The sequence below is a fragment of the Acidovorax sp. SUPP1855 genome (assembly GCF_030158955.1).
Lineage (GTDB): Bacteria > Pseudomonadota > Gammaproteobacteria > Burkholderiales > Burkholderiaceae_C > Paracidovorax.
This window is the reverse complement of record NZ_BQXI01000008.1, coordinates 116,062-133,020: the sequence shown is the minus strand read 5'-3', so window position 1 is coordinate 133,020 and position 16,959 is coordinate 116,062. Positions and strand designations below refer to the sequence as shown.

General features: G+C 67.0%; 14 protein-coding genes. 11 read left to right on the top strand and 3 right to left on the bottom strand.

From position 1 onward, the window contains the following. Positions 1 to 74: 74 nt before the first annotated feature. The 7 genes from AVMA1855_RS09460 (at position 75) to AVMA1855_RS09430 (ending at position 8,491) form a co-directional block, all read left to right on the top strand. The gene (locus tag AVMA1855_RS09460) at positions 75 to 869 is read left to right on the top strand and encodes a type VI secretion system accessory protein TagJ (RefSeq protein WP_284425504.1); all 795 of its coding nucleotides are present in this window, start codon (positions 75 to 77) and stop codon (positions 867 to 869) included. Positions 870 to 877: 8 nt separating this feature from the next. Further along, positions 878 to 1,402, top strand: a complete 525-nt coding sequence (gene tssE / locus AVMA1855_RS09455; protein ID WP_272552281.1) for a type VI secretion system baseplate subunit TssE — start codon at positions 878 to 880, stop codon at positions 1,400 to 1,402. Positions 1,403 to 1,468: 66 nt separating this feature from the next. Continuing rightward, positions 1,469 to 3,343 carry a type VI secretion system baseplate subunit TssF gene (gene tssF / locus AVMA1855_RS09450; RefSeq protein ID WP_284425503.1) on the top strand — a complete coding sequence of 625 codons (1,875 nt, stop codon included), beginning with the start codon at positions 1,469 to 1,471 and terminating at the stop codon, positions 3,341 to 3,343. Next, complete coding sequence (gene tssG / locus AVMA1855_RS09445) at positions 3,340 to 4,470, top strand: type VI secretion system baseplate subunit TssG (RefSeq protein WP_284425502.1); 1,131 nt, start codon at positions 3,340 to 3,342, stop codon at positions 4,468 to 4,470. The genes tssF and tssG overlap by 4 nt, the downstream gene beginning before the upstream one ends. Positions 4,471 to 4,507: 37 nt before the next feature. Further along, the gene (tssH, locus tag AVMA1855_RS09440) at positions 4,508 to 7,273 is read left to right on the top strand and encodes a type VI secretion system ATPase TssH (RefSeq protein ID WP_284425501.1); all 2,766 of its coding nucleotides are present in this window, start codon (positions 4,508 to 4,510) and stop codon (positions 7,271 to 7,273) included. A 78-nt stretch (positions 7,274 to 7,351) separates the two neighbouring features. Next, complete coding sequence (locus AVMA1855_RS09435; RefSeq protein ID WP_284425500.1) at positions 7,352 to 7,612, top strand: hypothetical protein; 261 nt, start codon at positions 7,352 to 7,354, stop codon at positions 7,610 to 7,612. 156 nt (positions 7,613 to 7,768) lie between these two features. Then, a complete protein-coding gene (locus AVMA1855_RS09430; RefSeq protein ID WP_284425499.1) occupies positions 7,769 to 8,491 on the top strand; it encodes a DUF2325 domain-containing protein in 723 nt (240 codons plus the stop codon). Positions 8,492 to 8,634: 143 nt separating this feature from the next. Here the strand turns inward: AVMA1855_RS09430 and putA are convergent, their stop codons facing one another. Continuing rightward, positions 8,635 to 12,435 carry a trifunctional transcriptional regulator/proline dehydrogenase/L-glutamate gamma-semialdehyde dehydrogenase gene (putA, locus tag AVMA1855_RS09425; RefSeq protein WP_502870304.1) on the bottom strand — a complete coding sequence of 1,267 codons (3,801 nt, stop codon included), beginning with the start codon at positions 12,433 to 12,435 and terminating at the stop codon, positions 8,635 to 8,637. A 65-nt stretch (positions 12,436 to 12,500) separates the two neighbouring features. Here putA and AVMA1855_RS09420 point away from each other — a divergent pair, with 65 nt between their 5' ends. The 3 genes from AVMA1855_RS09420 (at position 12,501) to rlmD (ending at position 14,888) form a co-directional block, all read left to right on the top strand. After that, a complete protein-coding gene (locus AVMA1855_RS09420; protein ID WP_272563850.1) occupies positions 12,501 to 12,977 on the top strand; it encodes an Lrp/AsnC ligand binding domain-containing protein in 477 nt (158 codons plus the stop codon). A 112-nt stretch (positions 12,978 to 13,089) separates the two neighbouring features. After that, a complete protein-coding gene (locus tag AVMA1855_RS09415) occupies positions 13,090 to 13,404 on the top strand; it encodes a hypothetical protein (protein ID WP_284425497.1) in 315 nt (104 codons plus the stop codon). Between the two features lie 44 nt (positions 13,405 to 13,448). After that, positions 13,449 to 14,888, top strand: a complete 1,440-nt coding sequence (gene rlmD, locus AVMA1855_RS09410; protein ID WP_284425496.1) for a 23S rRNA (uracil(1939)-C(5))-methyltransferase RlmD — start codon at positions 13,449 to 13,451, stop codon at positions 14,886 to 14,888. 34 nt (positions 14,889 to 14,922) lie between these two features. Here the strand turns inward: rlmD and AVMA1855_RS09405 are convergent, their stop codons facing one another. Both AVMA1855_RS09405 and AVMA1855_RS09400 read right to left on the bottom strand, forming a co-directional pair. After that, entirely contained in the window at positions 14,923 to 15,303 is a 381-nt protein-coding gene (locus AVMA1855_RS09405; RefSeq protein ID WP_284425495.1) for a hypothetical protein, read from the bottom strand. A gap of 158 nt (positions 15,304 to 15,461) precedes the next feature. Next, the gene (locus AVMA1855_RS09400) at positions 15,462 to 16,154 is read right to left on the bottom strand and encodes a Bax inhibitor-1/YccA family protein (protein ID WP_272563846.1); all 693 of its coding nucleotides are present in this window, start codon (positions 16,152 to 16,154) and stop codon (positions 15,462 to 15,464) included. Between the two features lie 222 nt (positions 16,155 to 16,376). On the opposite strand from AVMA1855_RS09400, the gene AVMA1855_RS09395 reads away from it, so the two are divergent. Continuing rightward, positions 16,377 to 16,784, top strand: coding sequence for a GlcG/HbpS family heme-binding protein (locus AVMA1855_RS09395; RefSeq protein ID WP_272552295.1), 408 nt, complete (start codon positions 16,377 to 16,379; stop codon positions 16,782 to 16,784). The last annotated feature ends 175 nt before the right edge of the window (positions 16,785 to 16,959 follow it).

Sequence of the window (16,959 nt, the reverse complement as noted above, 5' to 3'; positions counted from 1 at the left end):
CGCCGGCTTCCCGCCGGGAGGATGCATCGGCGGCGCTGTCTTCATGCCCTTTCGTTCAAGGTCCCATCCGTCCCATGATCTTTGATTCCAAGCTTCCGTTGGATACGCAGCTGACTTCGTTGAAGGAGGCCATTCGCAAGGATCCGGCGGATGCGTCTCTGCGCGTTTACTACTTTCAGATGCTGGTGCTGTTCGGCGAGTGGCAGAAGGCGCTCGACCAGTTGCAGATCTGCGCGCAACTGGACAGCAAGACGGCGCCGATGGCCAAGGCCTACCGCGAGGTGATTCTTTGCGAAGTGGCTCGGCGGGACGTGTTCGCTGGCCGGCGCACGCCGCAGATTCTCGGGGACCCACCGGCCTGGCTGGGCTGGATGGTCGAGGCGCTCCAGTGCGCGGCGGACGGCCAGGCCGAAAAAGCCGCCGAACTGCGCAGCAGTGCCTTCGATGAGGCACCCGCTTCGCCGGGTGAACTGGACGGCAGCCCGTTCGAGTGGCTGGCGGATTCCGATGCACGGCTGGGCCCGGTCTGCGAGTTGTATGCCAACGGCGGGTACTACTGGGTTCCTTTCACCGCGATCCAGCAGATCAACTTCGAAAAACCGCAGGACTTGCGCGATCTGGTCTGGTCGGCCTGCGAGGTGACGCTGGTCAACGGCGGGCAGATGCTCGGATTCATTCCCACCCGGTACCCGGGCTCGGAAAGCGTGGCATCCGATGGCGTGCGCCTGTCGCGCACCACCGAGTGGAGCGATCTGGGGCAGGAGCAGGTGGCTGGCCTCGGTCAGCGCGTGTGGATTTCCGAGCGGGCAGACCATGCACTGCTCGACGTGCGCCGCATCAAGTTCTCGGCCGAATCGACCCAGGGCTGACCCGATCCATGGCGACCACGCGCCCCAATGACAACTTCGGCAACGGAAAGGACCGCCTGCAGCCGGCCCTGCTGGACCGCCTGACGGACCACGAGCCCAGCAAACGCACCGAGCGTGCCGATGCCGTCTATGTCACCGAGGCCCGCCTGCGCCAGGCCCTGTTGCGGGATCTGAACTGGTTGCTCAACGCCTCGGATGCGACCTCGCACATCGATTTCGAAGGCCTTCCCGAAGCCGAACGGTCGGTGATCAACTTCGGCATGACGCCACTGGCAGGCCAGTTGCTGTCCGAGCTGGACTGGAAGGACATCGAGAAAGCCATCCGCAAGTCCATCCTGGCCCACGAGCCCCGCATCCTTCGCGACACGCTGACGGTGGCCCTGGCCCCCTCCAGCAAACTGTTCAGCCACCACAACACGCTGCAGTTCGAAATCCGTTGCCAGTTCTGGTCCGCGCCTTATCCGATGGAATTGCTGCTCAAGACCAGCCTGGACCTGGAAACCGGGCAGGTGGTCGTCTCTGATTTACGGTGAAGTGATCCAGGCCATGCATATTTGCGCCATCCGACCGGTCCTCGATGTGCCGGAGGGCATGTCCCGATGAATCCTCGCCTGGTCGAGTACTACAACCGGGAGCTCAGCTATCTGCGGGAGCTGGGCGCCGAATTCGCGGCCGCCTTTCCCAAGGTGGCCGGCCGCCTGTCGCTGCGCGAGCTGGAGGTGGCCGACCCCTACGTAGAGCGCCTGCTGGAAGGGTTCAGCTTCCTGACCGCCCGCATCCAGATGAAGATGGACGCGGAGTTTCCGCGGCTCTCCCAGCGCATTCTGGAAATGGTCTGTCCGCACTATCTGGCCCCCACGCCGTCGATGGTGGTGGTGCAGATGGACCCCAGCGCTAGCGAAGGCAGCCTGGCCGATGGCTACACGCTGCCGGTGGGCAGCGTGCTGAGGGCGCGCAAGACGGCGGAGGAGCAGACGCCGTGCGATTTCCGCACCGGGCACGAGCTCACGTTGTGGCCGATCGATCTCACGCAGGCCCGTCTTGGCGGCCCGCCGCTGGACCTGCCGCTGTCGCGGCTGCGCCTGCCCGAAGAGCCGGCGGCACACCTGCGCATCGACCTGTCCACCCGTGGAGCGCTGCGGTTTTGCGACCTGCGCATGGACCGGCTGGAGGTGCACATCTCGGCAGGCGATGCGGTGGCATCGCACCTGCAGGAGCTGATCCACGAGTCGCTGATCGGCATCGTGGTGCACGATGCGCAGGACCCCTCGCGGGTCTGGGCCCACCTGCCGGCCGATGCCTTGCAGGCGGAAGGCTACGAGCAGTCACAGGCCCTGCTGCCGTACTCGCACCGCAGCTTCCAGGGGCACCGGCTGCTCCATGAGTATTTCGCGTTCCCGGCGCGCTTCCGGTTCTTCTCGATTCGCGGGCTGCAGACCGCTCTGGCCAAGGCCGAGACCAAGGCCGTTGCGATCACCTTGCTGCTGCGCCGTGCCCAGCCTGCGCTGGAAGCCCAGGTGGATCGGCACAAGTTCCTGCTGCACTGCGTGCCCGCGATCAACCTGTTCGAACGCCCGGCCGACCGCATCCATGTGGCGCTGAACGTCAACGAATACCACGTGGTGCCCGACCGCACCCGCCCTCGGGATTTCGAGGTCTACAGCGTTCTGGGCGTGACGGGCCATCGCGAGGGGCAGCTCAACGACCGCGAGTTCGTGCCGCTGTTTTCTTCCATCCATGGCATCCGGTCCAGCGACCAGGCCTACTTTGCTGCGCGCAGAGAGCCTCGCCTGTTTTCGGAGCATGCGGCGCGTTTCGGCCCCCGCACGCAGTACCTGGGCAGCGAGGTGTTCATCTCCCTCGTGGATCAGCGGGAAGCCCCGTTCTCGGACGATCTCAAACAGCTGAGCGTGCGCACCCTGTGCACCAACCGCGACCTGCCGTTGCTGATGGGCGGGCGCAGCAGCGAGGGCGACTTCACCACGGTGGAATCCGTGCCGGTGGACCGCGTTCGCACCGTGGCGGGCCCCACGCGCCCCACGTCCAGCGTGGCTGAGAACGAGATCACTTGGCGCCTCATCTCGCACCTGTCCTTGAACTACCTGGCGATGACGGACCTGTCGGAAGAAGAGGGCGCGGCCACGCTGCGCGATCTGCTGCGGCTGTACCTCGACCTGGGCGACAAGGACCTGTCCGGCCAGGTCTCCAGCATCAAGGGCGTGGGCATTTCCGCCATCACCCGCCGCCTGCCGCAGCATGGGCAACTGGTCTATGGCCGCGGCGTGGGGGTCTCGGTCGGTGTGGACGAAAGCTCCCTGGCCGGTGTCAGCCCCTGGCCGCTGATGGCCGTGCTGGAGCGCTTCTTCGCGCGGCACGTGGGGATGAACAGCTACACCGAACTGGCCCTCGATTCGCGCCAGCGCGGCCGCATCGCGCAGTGGCGGGTGCGGCCCGGCCAGAGGCCCTGCACATGAGCCGTTTGCCCACGCTCGACGCGGGCGACGCCCGGCAGGCGCGGATTGCACGGCCACCGAGTGATGCCGGGGTGGCGCTCTTTTGGCAAAAGCTGAAGGACAACCCGCACGAATTCGATCTGTTCTTCACGCTGCGGCTGCTGCAGGCCCGCCAGCCTGAGTTTCCCCGGTTCGGCCGGGCCCTGCGGCCCCAGGGCGAGTCCCTTCGCCTGGGCCAGGACCCGTCGCTGGCCTTTGCCCCTGCGACCCTCGCGGAGGTCCTGCCCGCTGTGGCGGGCCAGCCAGAGCGGCTGATGGTGTGGAATTTCGGGCTCTACGGGCCCAACGGGCCGATGCCCACGCACCTCACGGAGTACGTGCGCGAGCGCCTGCGGCAGTACGACGACCCGACGCTGGCGCGCTTTTCGGACATCTTCCACCACCGGCTCTTGCTGCTGTTCTTTCGGGCCTGGTCGGACCCGCAGCCGACCACCTCGCTGGACCGGGCGGGCGACGATTCCTTCGGCCGGCACGTGCGCAGCCTGGTGGGGCTGGGCGAGCCCACACAGCGATCCCGCGACGCGGTGCCGGACCACGCCAAGCAGTACATGGCGGGCCACCTCACCCGCTGGACGCGCAACCCGGAAGGCCTGACGGCGGCCATTCGCCTGTATTTCGGCGTGCCGGTGGAGTTGATCGAATACGCACTGCACTACCTGGAACTCGAACCCCGCCAGCAGACGCGGCTGTCGCGCAATGCCTGCAATTCACAGTTGGGCGTGGATACCGTGGTCGGAAGCCGGGTGCCCGATGCACAGAGCAAGTTCCGGCTGCGGATCGGGCCGCTCACGCTGGCGCAGTACGAACGTTTCCTGCCTTCGGGCGAAGACTTCCAGGCGCTGGTGGACTGGGTGCGCAACTATCTGGGCATCGAGTTCGCGTGGGACTTCGAACTGGTGCTGCGCCGCGAAGACGTGCCCCCCTGCCAGCTCGGCGGCGCCACGAGGCTGGGTTGGACGACCTGGTCCCTGTCGGCGCCCGCCACCCGCGATCCGGACGACTTCCGCCTGGACCCCGAGCACTGGCTGACCCTGCGCAAGGGCGCTGCCCGCCGCGCCACCTCGCCACCCACATCCGCGCACGCCTGATGCGCTCCCTTTTTAAAAACTGACTCACCGAGGTCCCATGTCTGAAATTAGCCGGCAAGCCCTTTTCGGAAAATTGAATCCCCTGCTGTTCAAGTCGCTGGAAAGCGCTACGGTGTTCTGCAAGCTGCGTGGCAATCCTTATGTGGAGCTGGTGCACTGGCTGCACCAGTTGCTGCAGGAAACCGATTCCGATCTGGTGCGCGTGTTCCGGCACTTCGAGATCGATGTCGAAAAGCTCGCGGCCGACGTGCTGCAGAGCCTGGACCGCCTTCCGCGCGGGGCCACTTCGATCAGCGATTTCTCGGCGCAGATCGAGACCGCCATCGAGCGCGGCTGGGTCTATGCCACACTGATGTTCGGCGAGTCCCAGATCCGCAGTGCCTACTGGCTCTCCGGCATGGTGCGCACGCGTGCGCTGGCCAATGAATTGCGGGCCATCTCCAGCGAACTGGGCCGCTTGACGGAGCCGGCCTTGAGCGACGCGTTCGCGCGGCTGCTGCCCGATTCGCCGGAATCGCGCCTGGGCGCGGCAGACGGTTCCGGCCTCTCGGGCGTGCCCGGCGAGGCCAGTGGTGCCACAGGCCCGGCCGGCACGGGGCGTGGCGAGGCGCTGCAGAAATACACGGTCGATCTGACCGAGCGCGCGCGCCAGCAAGAGCTGGACCCCGTCACCGGGCGCGACGAGGAAGTCCGCCAGATGGTCGACATCCTGATGCGCCGCCGCCAGAACAACCCCATCCTCGTCGGCGAGGCTGGCGTGGGCAAGACGGCCGTGGTCGAAGGCCTGGCGCTGCGCATCGCGGCGGGCGACGTGCCGCCGCCACTCAAGGACGTGCAGCTGCGCGTCGTGGACATCGGCCTGCTGCAGGCCGGCGCCAGCATGAAGGGCGAGTTCGAGAACCGCCTGCGGGCCCTGCTGGACGAGGTGCAGGCCAGCACGGCGCCCATCGTGCTCTTCATCGACGAGGTCCATACGCTGATCGGCGCGGGCGGGCAGGCCGGCACGGGCGATGCGGCCAACCTGCTCAAGCCCGCGCTCGCGCGCGGCGTACTGCGCACCATCGGCGCCACCACCTGGGCCGAGTACAAGAAGTACATCGAGAAAGACCCGGCGCTCACCCGGCGCTTCCAGCTCGTGCAGATCCACGAGCCGGACGAAGCCAAGGCCGTGCTCATGCTGCGTGGCGTGGCCGCCAAGCTGGAAGGCCACCACCGCGTGCGCATCGGTGACGATGCGGTGGCTGCTGCCGTCAGTCTGTCGCACCGCTACATCCCCTCGCGGCAACTGCCCGACAAGGCGGTGAGCCTGCTGGACACCGCCTGCTCGCGCGTGGCGATGGGCCTGCATGCCACTCCGGCGCGCCTGGAGGCCGTGATCCGGCAACTGGAGTCGCTGGCGGTCGAAAAGGACATCGTGCAGCGCGAACTGGACCTGGGCGTGGGGGAGACCGAGCGCTTCGACGAAATCAATGCGTCGCTGGCGCGGCTGGAGGCGGAGCATGAGGTGCTCAAGGCCCGCTTCGAAAGCGAAAAGGCCATGGTGCAGCAGATCGTTGACGCGGAGGCAGCCGTGCTGTCCCGCCGCGTGGCCAAGGAAGCCGCGGCCCAAGCTGCGCCGCCCGCCGAAAGCGCCGCGCAGGGCGGCACCGTGGCACCCGCCGATGCGCAGGGCCCGGCCGACTCGGCACCTGCGCCAGCGCAGGGCGATGGTGCGGACCCCGCGGCCGTCCACCAGTTGAGCGGCCTGCGCGGTGAACTGCTGCGCATGCAGGGCGAGGACCCGTTGCTGCAGCCCGTGGTCGATGCCAGCGTGGTGGCCGCCGTGGTGGCGGAGTGGACCGGCATTCCGGTGGGCCGCATGGTGCGCGACGAAGTCAAATCGGTGCTCACGCTGGCGGACACGCTGGAAAAGCGGGTGATCGGTCAGCGGCACGGCCTGGAGGCCATCACGCGGCGCATCCAGACCGCCCGCGCGCAACTGGACAACCCGGGCAAGCCCATCGGCGTGTTCCTGCTGGCGGGCCCGTCGGGCGTAGGCAAGACCGAGACCGCGCTGTCGCTCGCCGAGGCGCTGTACGGTGGCGAACAGAACCTCATCACCATCAACATGAGCGAGTTCCAGGAAGCGCACACGGTCTCGACCCTGAAGGGCGCGCCGCCCGGCTACGTGGGCTACGGCGAAGGCGGTGTGCTGACCGAAGCCGTGCGCCGTCGGCCCTACAGCGTGGTGCTGCTCGATGAGATCGAGAAGGCCCACCCCGACGTGCACGAGCTGTTCTTCCAGGTTTTCGACAAGGGTTGGATGGAAGACGGGGAAGGGCGTTACATCGATTTCAAGAACACGGTGATCATCCTGACCTCCAACGTGGGTTCGGAGCTGATCGCCGGCATGTGCCGCGACCCCGATCTGGTGCCGCCGCCCGAGGCCCTGGCCAAGGCCGTGCGCCAGCCGTTGCTCGAAAAGTTTCCGGCTGCGTTGCTGGGCCGGCTGGTGGTGGTGCCGTATTTCCCCATCTCCGACGCGATGCTGGACCAGATCATCCGCCTGCAGTTGCAGCGCATCCAGACCCGCATCCTGGAGCGGCACAACGCGCAGTTCACGTTCGACGAGGCCGCGGTGCAGCTGATCCGCCAGCGCTGCAGCGAGGTCGAATCCGGCGCGCGCATGGTGGACGGCATCATCACGCAGAACCTGCTGCCGCGCCTGGCCATGCAGTTCCTGCAATCGTCCGTGGACGCGCACGTGATCCGCCAGATCCAGCTCAGCGCATCGGACAGCGATTTCGAGATCGTGTTCGGTTGATGCCGATGCTCCATGGCCCCCGGCGCAGGGGCCATGGAGGCTGGCGCCAGCCCCAGGACGACCAGCAAGGAAGAGGGAATGGTGCTGGCGGCAGGCGCTCGCACGCCGGTGAAGGCCGCGCGGCATTTGCAGTCTGGAAAGGACGCCGTTCATTCGTTCGAACGGATGCATTCATCGCAAAAAAAAGCCTGGCTACGCGAGCACGCCCGTTGGCTGGCAAAAAACGACCCGTCGGACGGAGAGTCCGGGAGTCGCCCCACGATGAAACCGGTTGGGGGCTTACCGGGCTTGGCGGTGGATTCTGAGAAGAAGTCACCGAAGGCCCTGGTCAACGATTGACCAGTGTATCATTAAATGAGAATGGTTATCAATCAAATATGCCGCGATCGCAGCGGCACCTCAGCAGTTCACTGCGGGTCGAGCAGGGGCGCAGCCCGATGCGCCGCGCTGGACATCGGGCTCGTCCCGCATCGGTTTTTGAAAAAGGGAGCGCAGATGACCGACACGCCGTTGGAAGATCTCATCGAGGAACACCGGGTCCTTCTGGACGGGTATGGGCGGGCGCAGATTCGCTGCAGCCGTTTACTGGCCATGCAGGCTGCAGAGATCGAGCGCCTGCAGGCCCAGTCCATCCGCCTGCGGGCACGGGCCATCGTGGCCGAGACGGCGCTGGCATTCGCCCGGGAGGAAGCCGCCGAAGGGAATGCCGCTGCGCTCCAGGGCCCGGCGCGGCGGCGTGCCATGGGCCGGCAGATCGAAGCCCTGGGGCAGCGCATTCATGAGCTGATGCGCGAGGTGCTCCACTGGCAGTGGCGGGCCGCGCGTTCCCATCACACCATGCCATTGCCTGCCATGGCGTTGCGGGCGGTGGCGACCGAGGGCCTGTCGGCCCGGCCAGGACGCATGCGTTCCGTGGTTTGCATTGCGCAGGATGCCGCGGGCAGCCTGATCGCGCAGCCGGTGGGCCGCAAGCCGGAAGCGGCGGTGGAAGAAATCGCCGCCGCATTGCCCGGCGGAAATGCGGCGCTGGAAGCCAGCCTGATCGCCGCCGACTTCGTCATCTGCCAGACCGGCTGCGTCGGCCATGACGACTACTGGCGGGTGCAGGACCACTGCAAGCGCACGGGCAAACCGTGCGTGCTGGTGGATCAGCCCCAGGTCGTTCAGATCATGCGCGGGCTGGCGCATCCCCGGGACGAGCCCGTGCTGCAGCGGTAGGCCAGTAGCCCACGCGCGGGCTTCGGACGGGCGCGACCGGTAGCGGCTGATGATCGGTTGCTATGAAATTTATAGCTATATGCCCTAGTCGATCATGTGCTGGAGGCCATTTTGACTATCAGCCTCTTGTCACGCATCAGTCATCAGGCCATGGTCATCAGGCTGGCGTTGCCGCCGGCCGCTGCGGTGTTCACGCTCAGGGCGCGTTCGATCACCAGCCGCTCCAGCGGCACCACGGTTCCCCCCGCCGCCAACGTGGTGATGCCCACGATGGGACCCGGCCGCTGCGCCATCTGATGGCACAGCACCGCCAGTGCCTCGGCGCTCCCCTGGTGCAGCACGGCGTCCAGCGCCATGGCGGGGCTGCGCCAGTCGTTCGCCAAGGCCACGCGTGCCTGCACGCTGGCGGGCAGCCGGGCATGCAGGGCGCTGGCTTCGGCCACCGGCCACACCGCGCTGCCCCCGACGGCCAGCACCGCCGCCAACTGGGTCAGGCGATCGCTGTCGTTGTCGGCCAGGCAGAGCGTGCGGGCGCGGGGCGCCAGCGTGTACTGGTTGCGCTCGCCCGTGGGGCCCTGCAGGGTGCAGGCCAGGCCGGCCACCGCGGCATCGGCCAAGGCCTTGCAGGTGGCTGCGAGCGTGCCATGGCCTGCGCCCGGTGCCCAGTCGGCCAGGGCCTGCAGCGGGGCCTGCAGCACGGCGCGCGCAGCGGCGTCCGGTGGGGCAGCGGCCGTGCTGTCGATCGCGGCACGCGCGGCGTCGGCCGGATGCCGGGAGAGCAGGCGCAGCAGGTACAGCGGCCCGCCGGCCTTGGGGCCCGTGCCCGACAGGCCCTCGCCACCGAAAGGCTGCACGCCCACGACGGCGCCCACCATGTTGCGGTTCACATAGACATTGCCCGCGTGCGCGCGGCGCACCACGCGCTCCACCGTCTCGTCGATGCGCGTGTGCAGTCCCTGCGTGAGGCCGTAGCCCGTCGCGTTGATCTGGTCGATCAGGGTGTCCAGCCCATCGCTGGCGTAGCGCACCACGTGCAGCACGGGGCCGAACACTTCGCGCTTGAGCTCGCCGATGCTGGACAGCTCGATCAGCGTGGGGGCGACGAAGGTGCCGCGCGCCAGCACTTCGGCATCCACCGTTGGGCGGAACACGGCGCGGCCTTGGGCGCGCAGCGTGACCACGTGCTCTTCGATGCCGGCGCGGGCCTCTTCGTCGATCACCGGGCCTACGTCCACTGCCAGCAGGCCGGGGTCGCCCACGGTCAGCTCGGCCATGGCGCCCTTGAGCATGGTGATCACGCGGTCGGCCGCATCGGCCTGCACGCACAGCACGCGCAGGGCGGAGCAGCGCTGGCCGGCGCTGTCGAAGGCCGAGGCCACCACATCGCCCACCACCTGCTCCACCAGCGCGGAGGAGTCCACGATCATCGCGTTCTGCCCGCCGGTTTCGGCAATCAGCGGAATCGGGCGGCCCTGCGCGTCGAGCCGTCCGGCCACACTACGCTGCAGGATGCGCGCGACTTCGGTGGAGCCGGTGAACATCACGCCCATCACGCGGGCGTCGCCCACCAGGTGGGCGCCGACCGTCTCCCCATGCCCCGGCAGCAGTTGCACCGCACCGTGCGGCACGCCCGCTTCATGCAGCAGGCGCACGGCTTCGGCCGCGATCAGCGGGGTTTGCTCGGCCGGCTTGGCCAGCACGGTGTTGCCGGCGGCCAGGGCGGCGGCCACCTGTCCCATGAAGATGGCGAGCGGAAAATTCCACGGGCTGATGCAGACCACCGGGCCGAGCGGGCGGTGTGTTTCGTTGTCGAAATAGCCCTCGGTCTGCACGGCGTAGTAGCGCAGGAAGTCCACCGCCTCGCGCACTTCGGCCACCGCGTTGGCGCAGGTCTTGCCGGCCTCGCGCATCAGCAGGCTCATCAGCTGGGGCAGGCCCGCCTCCAGCAGGCTGGCGGTGCGCTGCAGCGCAGCAGCCCGTGCGCCGGGCGCCGTGGCGGCCCAGCCGGGGCCGGCACCGCAGGCGGCCTGCAGCGCGCAGTCCACGTCGGCCTCGGTCGCCTCCTGCACATGGCCCACGACATCGGTGGGGTCCGCGGGGTTGCGCACGGCCAGCGTCGTGCCTGCATCGGCCACCGGCCCGTCGATGAGGGGTTCGGCCTGCCAGAACTGTTGCCTTTCAGCGGCCAGTGCATTCGACAGCCGGGCCAGCACGGATTCGTTGGACAGGTCGACTCCCGCCGAATTGGCGCGGCGGGTCCCGTACAGGTCCTTGGGCAGCGGAATGCGGGGATGGGGCAGGGCCGTGGTGCCTTCCGCCGCGGCGGCGGCATCCACCGTGGCGACGGGGTCGCTCACGAGCGATTCCAGCGCCAGCGTGGTGTCGGCCACGCGGTTCACGAACGAGGTGTTGGCACCGTTTTCCAGCAACCGGCGCACCAGGTAGGCGAGCAAGGTTTCGTGCGTGCCCACCGGTGCATAGATGCGGCAGGGGCGGCCCAGCTTGCCGTCCGAGGGTGCGCCCACCACCTGCTCGTACAGCGGCTCGCCCATGCCGTGCAGGCACTGGAACTCGTACTGGCCGGGCTGGTACCCGGAGCCTGCGAGTTGGTAAATGGTGGCCAGCGTCTGCGCGTTGTGCGTGGCGAACTGGGGGTACACCACGTCGGTGGCGGCGAGCAGCTTGCGTGCGCAGGCGATGTAGGAGACGTCGGTGTGCGCCTTGCGGGTGTACACCGGGTAGTCGGACAGGCCGTCCAGCTGAGCGCGCTTGATCTCGCTGTCCCAGTAGGCGCCCTTGACCAGGCGGATCATCAGTCGGTGCCCGGTGTTGCGCGCGAGGTCGATCACCCAGTCGATCACGTGCGGACAGCGCTTCTGGTAGGCCTGGATGACGAAGCCGATGCCGTTCCAGCCCGCCAGCGACGGGGCGCGGCACAGCCGCTCCAGCAGGTCGAGCGACAGCTCCAGCCGGTCGGCCTCTTCGGCGTCGATGTTCAGTCCGATGTCGTACTGGCGGGCCAGCTCGACCAGTTGCAGCACCTTGGGGTACAGCTCGTCCATCACGCGGGCATATTGCGCCCGGCTGTAGCGCGGATGCAGCGCCGACAGCTTGATCGAGATGCCGGGCCCCTCGTACACGCCGCGGCCGGCGGATGCCTTGCCGATGGCATGGATCGCCTCCACATAGGAACGCAGATATCGCGCCGCATCGTCGGCGGTCAGCGCGGCTTCGCCCAGCATGTCATAGGAGTAGCGAAAGCCCTGTGCTTCCATCGCGCGGGCGTTGGACAGCGCCTGTTCGATCGTTTCACCGGTGACGAACTGCTCGCCCATCATGCGCATCGCCATGTCCACGCCCTTGCGGATGAGGGGCTCGCCGCCCTTGGCGGTCAGGCGCCGCAGCGCGGAGGTCAGGCCGCGCTCGCTGTGCGTGGCCACCAGCTTGCCGGTGAGCAGCAACCCCCAGGTGGCGGCGTTCACGAACAGCGAGGGGCTCTTGCCCAGATGGGGCTCCCATTCGCCCGAGCGGATCTTGTCGCGGATCAACGCGTCGCGCGTCGCACTGTCGGGAATGCGCAGCAAGGCCTCGGCCAGGCACATGAGCGCAACCCCTTCCTGGGACGACAGGGCGAACTCCTGCAGCAAGCCCTGCACGATGCCCGCCCGTCCGCCAGCGCTCTTGCGGTGACGCAAGGTATCGGCCAGACGCAGGGCCAGCTTCTGGATGTCTCCGGAGACACTGGCCGGCAGGCGCGCCAGATCCAGCAAGGGGGCCATCGCCTGCGGCTCGGGCCGCCGGTAGGCGGCGGTGATGGCGTGGCGCAACGGATGGCTGTCCACGGGGCGGGGCGCGAAGGCGAAATCGTCGGTTGCGGGTGCGGCAGAGTCGGCGGAGAGGGACATGGCGGCGTAGGAAGACCAGTGAGCTGGAGGTCTGTGCATCATGCAAGCGATTAATTTGAATTACTTTCCAAAAAAACCCGATAGAACAGAATAAAAATCCAAAGATGCAAGACGCCGAACCCTCCCTGGATCGCATCGATCGCCGCATCCTCAAAACGCTGCAGGAAGACGGACGCATCGCGAACCTCAAACTGGCGGAACGCGTAGCGCTGTCGCCCACGGCCGTGCTGTCCAGGGTGCAGCGCCTCACCCGCGACGGATACATCTTGGGTTACGAGGCGCGGCTCAATCCGCTCAAGCTCGGGGCCGGGCTGCTGGTGTTCGTGGAGGTGCTGCTGGACCGCACGACCCCCAATGTGTTCGACCAATTCAAGGCGGCGGTGCAGGTGCACCCCGAGATCCTTGAGTGCCACATGGTGGCGGGCGGGTTCGACTACCTGCTCAAAACCCGCTCGGCCGACATGACGGCCTACCGCGAATTTGCCGGCCATGTGCTCTGGCAACTGCCCGGCGTGCGCGAGACGCGAACCTACGCCGTCATGGAGGAGGTCAAGCACTCCACCCATCTGAATCTGGGCTGAACGGGGCGCCGTCTGTCCCACCGGGGCTCCCATCGCTGATCCGCCGTCGCATGAAGTCCGCAATAATCGGCGCCATTCACCTGTGATAACGCACCGAGGAAGGGATCCCACCATGCCAGCCATCCGCTATGCCGCCGCCGCGCTTCTGGCCGGCTTTTTCTCCCAGGGCGCGTCTGCCGCCTGCTACCTCGTCTATGGCGCCGACCAGCAGGTGCTCTACCGCTCGCAACGGCCTCCAGTGGACCTGGTCCGCCAGGTGCACGAAACGCTTCCCCGCGTGGTTCCCGGAGGCACGCTGGTGTTCACGCTGGACAACTACGGCTGCGAATTGGAGATCAACCGGCTTCCCGTGTCTGCATCCATGGGCGGCGCTTCGGTGCAAGCGTTGCCTACCACCCCGCGCCGCGCACGCGCCGACCGCAGCTGACGCCTCGCGCCGGTAAGGGCGGCCCGGCCTGAGACAATCGGGGGATGAGCGACCCCACAGAAACACCGATCCCCACGAACGAATGGCCGCAAGGCTGGCTGGAAGTCACGTCCATGGACATGGACGCCCAGGGCGTGGCCCGCAAGCCCGACGGCAAGGTCGTCTTCATCGACGGCGCCTTGCCCCTGGAACTCGTCACGGCCAATACCCACCGCAAGAAGAACAACTGGGAGCAGGCCAGCCTCACGGCAATCCACCGCGAATCGTCGCAACGCGTGCGCCCGGGCTGCCCGCATTTCGGCCTGCATGCCGGGGCCTGCGGCGGCTGCAAGATGCAGCACCTGCACGTGGCCGCCCAGGTGGCCGTGAAGCAGCGGGTGCTGGAGGACAACCTCTGGCACCTGGGCAAGGTCAAGGCCGAGACCATCATGCGGCCCATCGAAGGCCCGGCCTGGGGATACCGCTACCGTGCGCGCCTTTCGGTCCGCTACGTGATCAAGAAAGGCCAGGTGCTCGTCGGCTTCCACGAGCGCAAGAGCCGCTACGTCGCCGACATGGAGGTCTGCCCCGTGCTGCCGCCCCATGTGAGCGCCATGCTGGTGCCGTTGCGCGCCCTGATCGCCTCCATGGAGGCCCGCGACACCTGCCCCCAGATCGAGCTGGCCTGCGGCGACCACGTCACCGCCCTCGTCCTGCGGCACCTGGAACCCCTGAGCGAGGACGACCTGGCCAAGCTGCGTGCCTTTGCGGCCGAGCAGGGCGTGCAGTGGTGGCTGCAGCCCAAGGGGCCCGATACCGTGAAGCTGCTGGATGCCGAGGGCGAGCAGCTGTCCTATGCACTGCCTGACTTCGGCATCACCATGCCGTTCAAGCCCACGGATTTCACCCAGGTGAATCCGCACATCAACCGCGTCTTGGTGTCGCGTGCCTTGCGCCTGCTGGACGCGCGCAGGCAGGAGCGGGTGATCGACTGGTTCTGCGGCCTGGGCAACTTCACGCTGCCCATCGCCACCCAGGCGCGCGAAGTGCTGGGCATCGAAGGCAGTGAGGCCCTCGTGGCCCGTTCGCGCGAGAACTACCGGTACAACCAGGCCTTGGCCGCCGAAGGGCAGCCCCTGGCCCCGACGGACTTCGTCGCGCGGAATCTGTTCGAAATGACCCCGGAGATGCTGGTGGCCGATGGCGTGGCGGACAAGTGGCTGGTCGATCCACCCCGCGAAGGGGCCTTTGCCCTCGCCAAAGCCCTGGCGGACATCCACCAGGCACGCCTGGGTGCCGAAGAGGCGCCTGCGCTGCCGGCAGGGGCCGAAGGGTGGGTGCCGCCCCAGCGCATCGTGTACGTGAGCTGCAATCCGGCCACGCTGGCACGCGATGCGGGGCTGCTGGTGCACCAGGCGGGTTATCGGTGCGTGGCCGCGGGCGTGGTCAACATGTTTCCCCACACGGCGCACGTGGAAAGCATGGCAGTGTTCGAGCGTGCCTGACGGCGCCGTCGACGCTGGCTGACCAGTGTGGCGGTCAGCTGCGGTTGCGGGAGGCGACGCCGGACTCGCCAGACTCCCCGGCCTCACCGCCGCGGCTGGCGCGATCGGGCTTGGCCTCCAGCTTGCCCAGCACCGAGGGCGAGCCCTCGAGCTTGTTGTCACGCATGTACTGATCCATGTCTTTCCAGCCGGCAAAGACCGAGGCCTTGGCGGCCTTGGGGTTCAGCGTGAAGCAATCCTCCAGGCCGCGCAGCGCATGCCGGCAGGCGCCGCCGATCGCCTTGGCTTCGGCCTCCTTCTGAACCAATCGGGGGTCGGGCCCCAGGCCCGGGATCTCGCAGCCGGACAAAAGCACCAATGCCAGGGATGCAGCGGCGTAGCGCGGACGGAGGAGGGGGGCTGGAAGATGAGCCATGTGGCTTGATTATCGGCACGGCGCCTGGAGGATTGAGGGCGAGGCCCTGCTTTTCCGTGGAATATTCCCGAACGCATTGATGCACCCCCCCCCCTGCACCATGGAAAAAGGCCTCTTGCGAGGCCTTTTTTGCGTGAACGTTCAATCAGAGCAGCGCATCAATCGCGCTCGCCACCCGCGATGCCCAGCAGGGCCAGCAGGCTTTGGAACACGTTGAAGATGTCCAGGTACAGGGCCAGCGTGGCACTGATGTAGTTGGTCTCGCCGCCATCCAGGATCTGCTTGAGGTCATACAGCATGTAGGCGCTGAAGATGCCGATGGCGGCGACCGAGATCGCCATCATGCCGGCCGAAGAGCCGACGAACACATTAATGATGGCGCCGACCATGAGCACCATCGCACCCACGAACAGCCATTTGCCCATGCCCGACAGATCGCGCTTGATCACGCTGGCCAGGGTGGCCATCACGAAGAACACGCCTGCCGTGCCGGCAAAAGCGGTCATGATCAGATCGGTACCGTTTTTGAAGCCCAGCACCATGCCGATCAGGCGAGACAGCATCAGACCCATGAAGAACGTGAAGGCCAGCAGCACGGGAACGCCCGCAGCAGAGTGCTTGGTCTTCTCGATCGCATACATGAAGGCGAAAGCGCCGCCCAGGAACACGATCAGCCCGACGCCGCCACGCAGCGACTGGGTGATGCCGGTTGCGACGCCGACCCACGCGCCCAGCACCGTCGGCAGCATGCTCAGCGCAAGCAGCCAATAGGTATTGCGAAGCACTTTCTGCCGCTGCTCCTGCGAGACCCCATATCCCGCTGAGCCCAGGGTGGTGACTTGGTCGTTCATCTTCTATCTCTCCTTTGAGGCCTGCACAGCGCAGACGTACAAATTCTAGGTGGTGCCGATCCCGGCGCTTTCAAATACCCTCTCTCGATCCCGTACTTTAAGGATGCAGTCTTTTGCCTTGGGCCCGCAGAGCGCCGCCATGGGGAGCCGGTATGCTCGTGGACTTCGTTGGGCCATCGGCCCTGCCTTCCATGATTTGAACTGGACTGGACTGCTACCGCCATGAAAACCAAACCCGAACTCGAAGCCGCCGACGTCAAGAAGATCGCTGCGGCGGCCGAGGCCGAAGCCCTCAAGAACCAATGGGCGGTCACGATTGCCATCGTGGACGATGGTGGGCATCTGCTGTCCCTTCAGCGCCTGGATGGGGCCGCTCCGGTGTCGTCCCACATCGCTCCCGGGAAGGCCCGCACGGCCGCACTGGGGCGCCGTGAAAGCAAGGTCTACGAAGACATCGTCAACGGGGGCCGCACGGCCTTCCTGAGCGCCCCATTCATCGACGGCCTGCTGGAAGGCGGCGTGCCGATCATGAAGGACGGTCAGTGCCTGGGCGCAGTGGGGGTGAGCGGCGTGAAATCGACGGAAGACGCGCAGATCGCCAAGGCGGGCATCGCCGCATTGGGCCTTTGAATCGACGGTGGTCGGGATACCGAGCTAATGCCGTGTCGGGCATTACGCGCGGCAGACGCCGGATCCGCATGGCACATGAAAAAACCGGCCTATAGGGCCGGTTTTGTTTTGGGTGGGGTGAGAAAAAAAGCCTGGCTACGCGGGCAACCCGTTGGCTGGCAAATACGACCCTTCA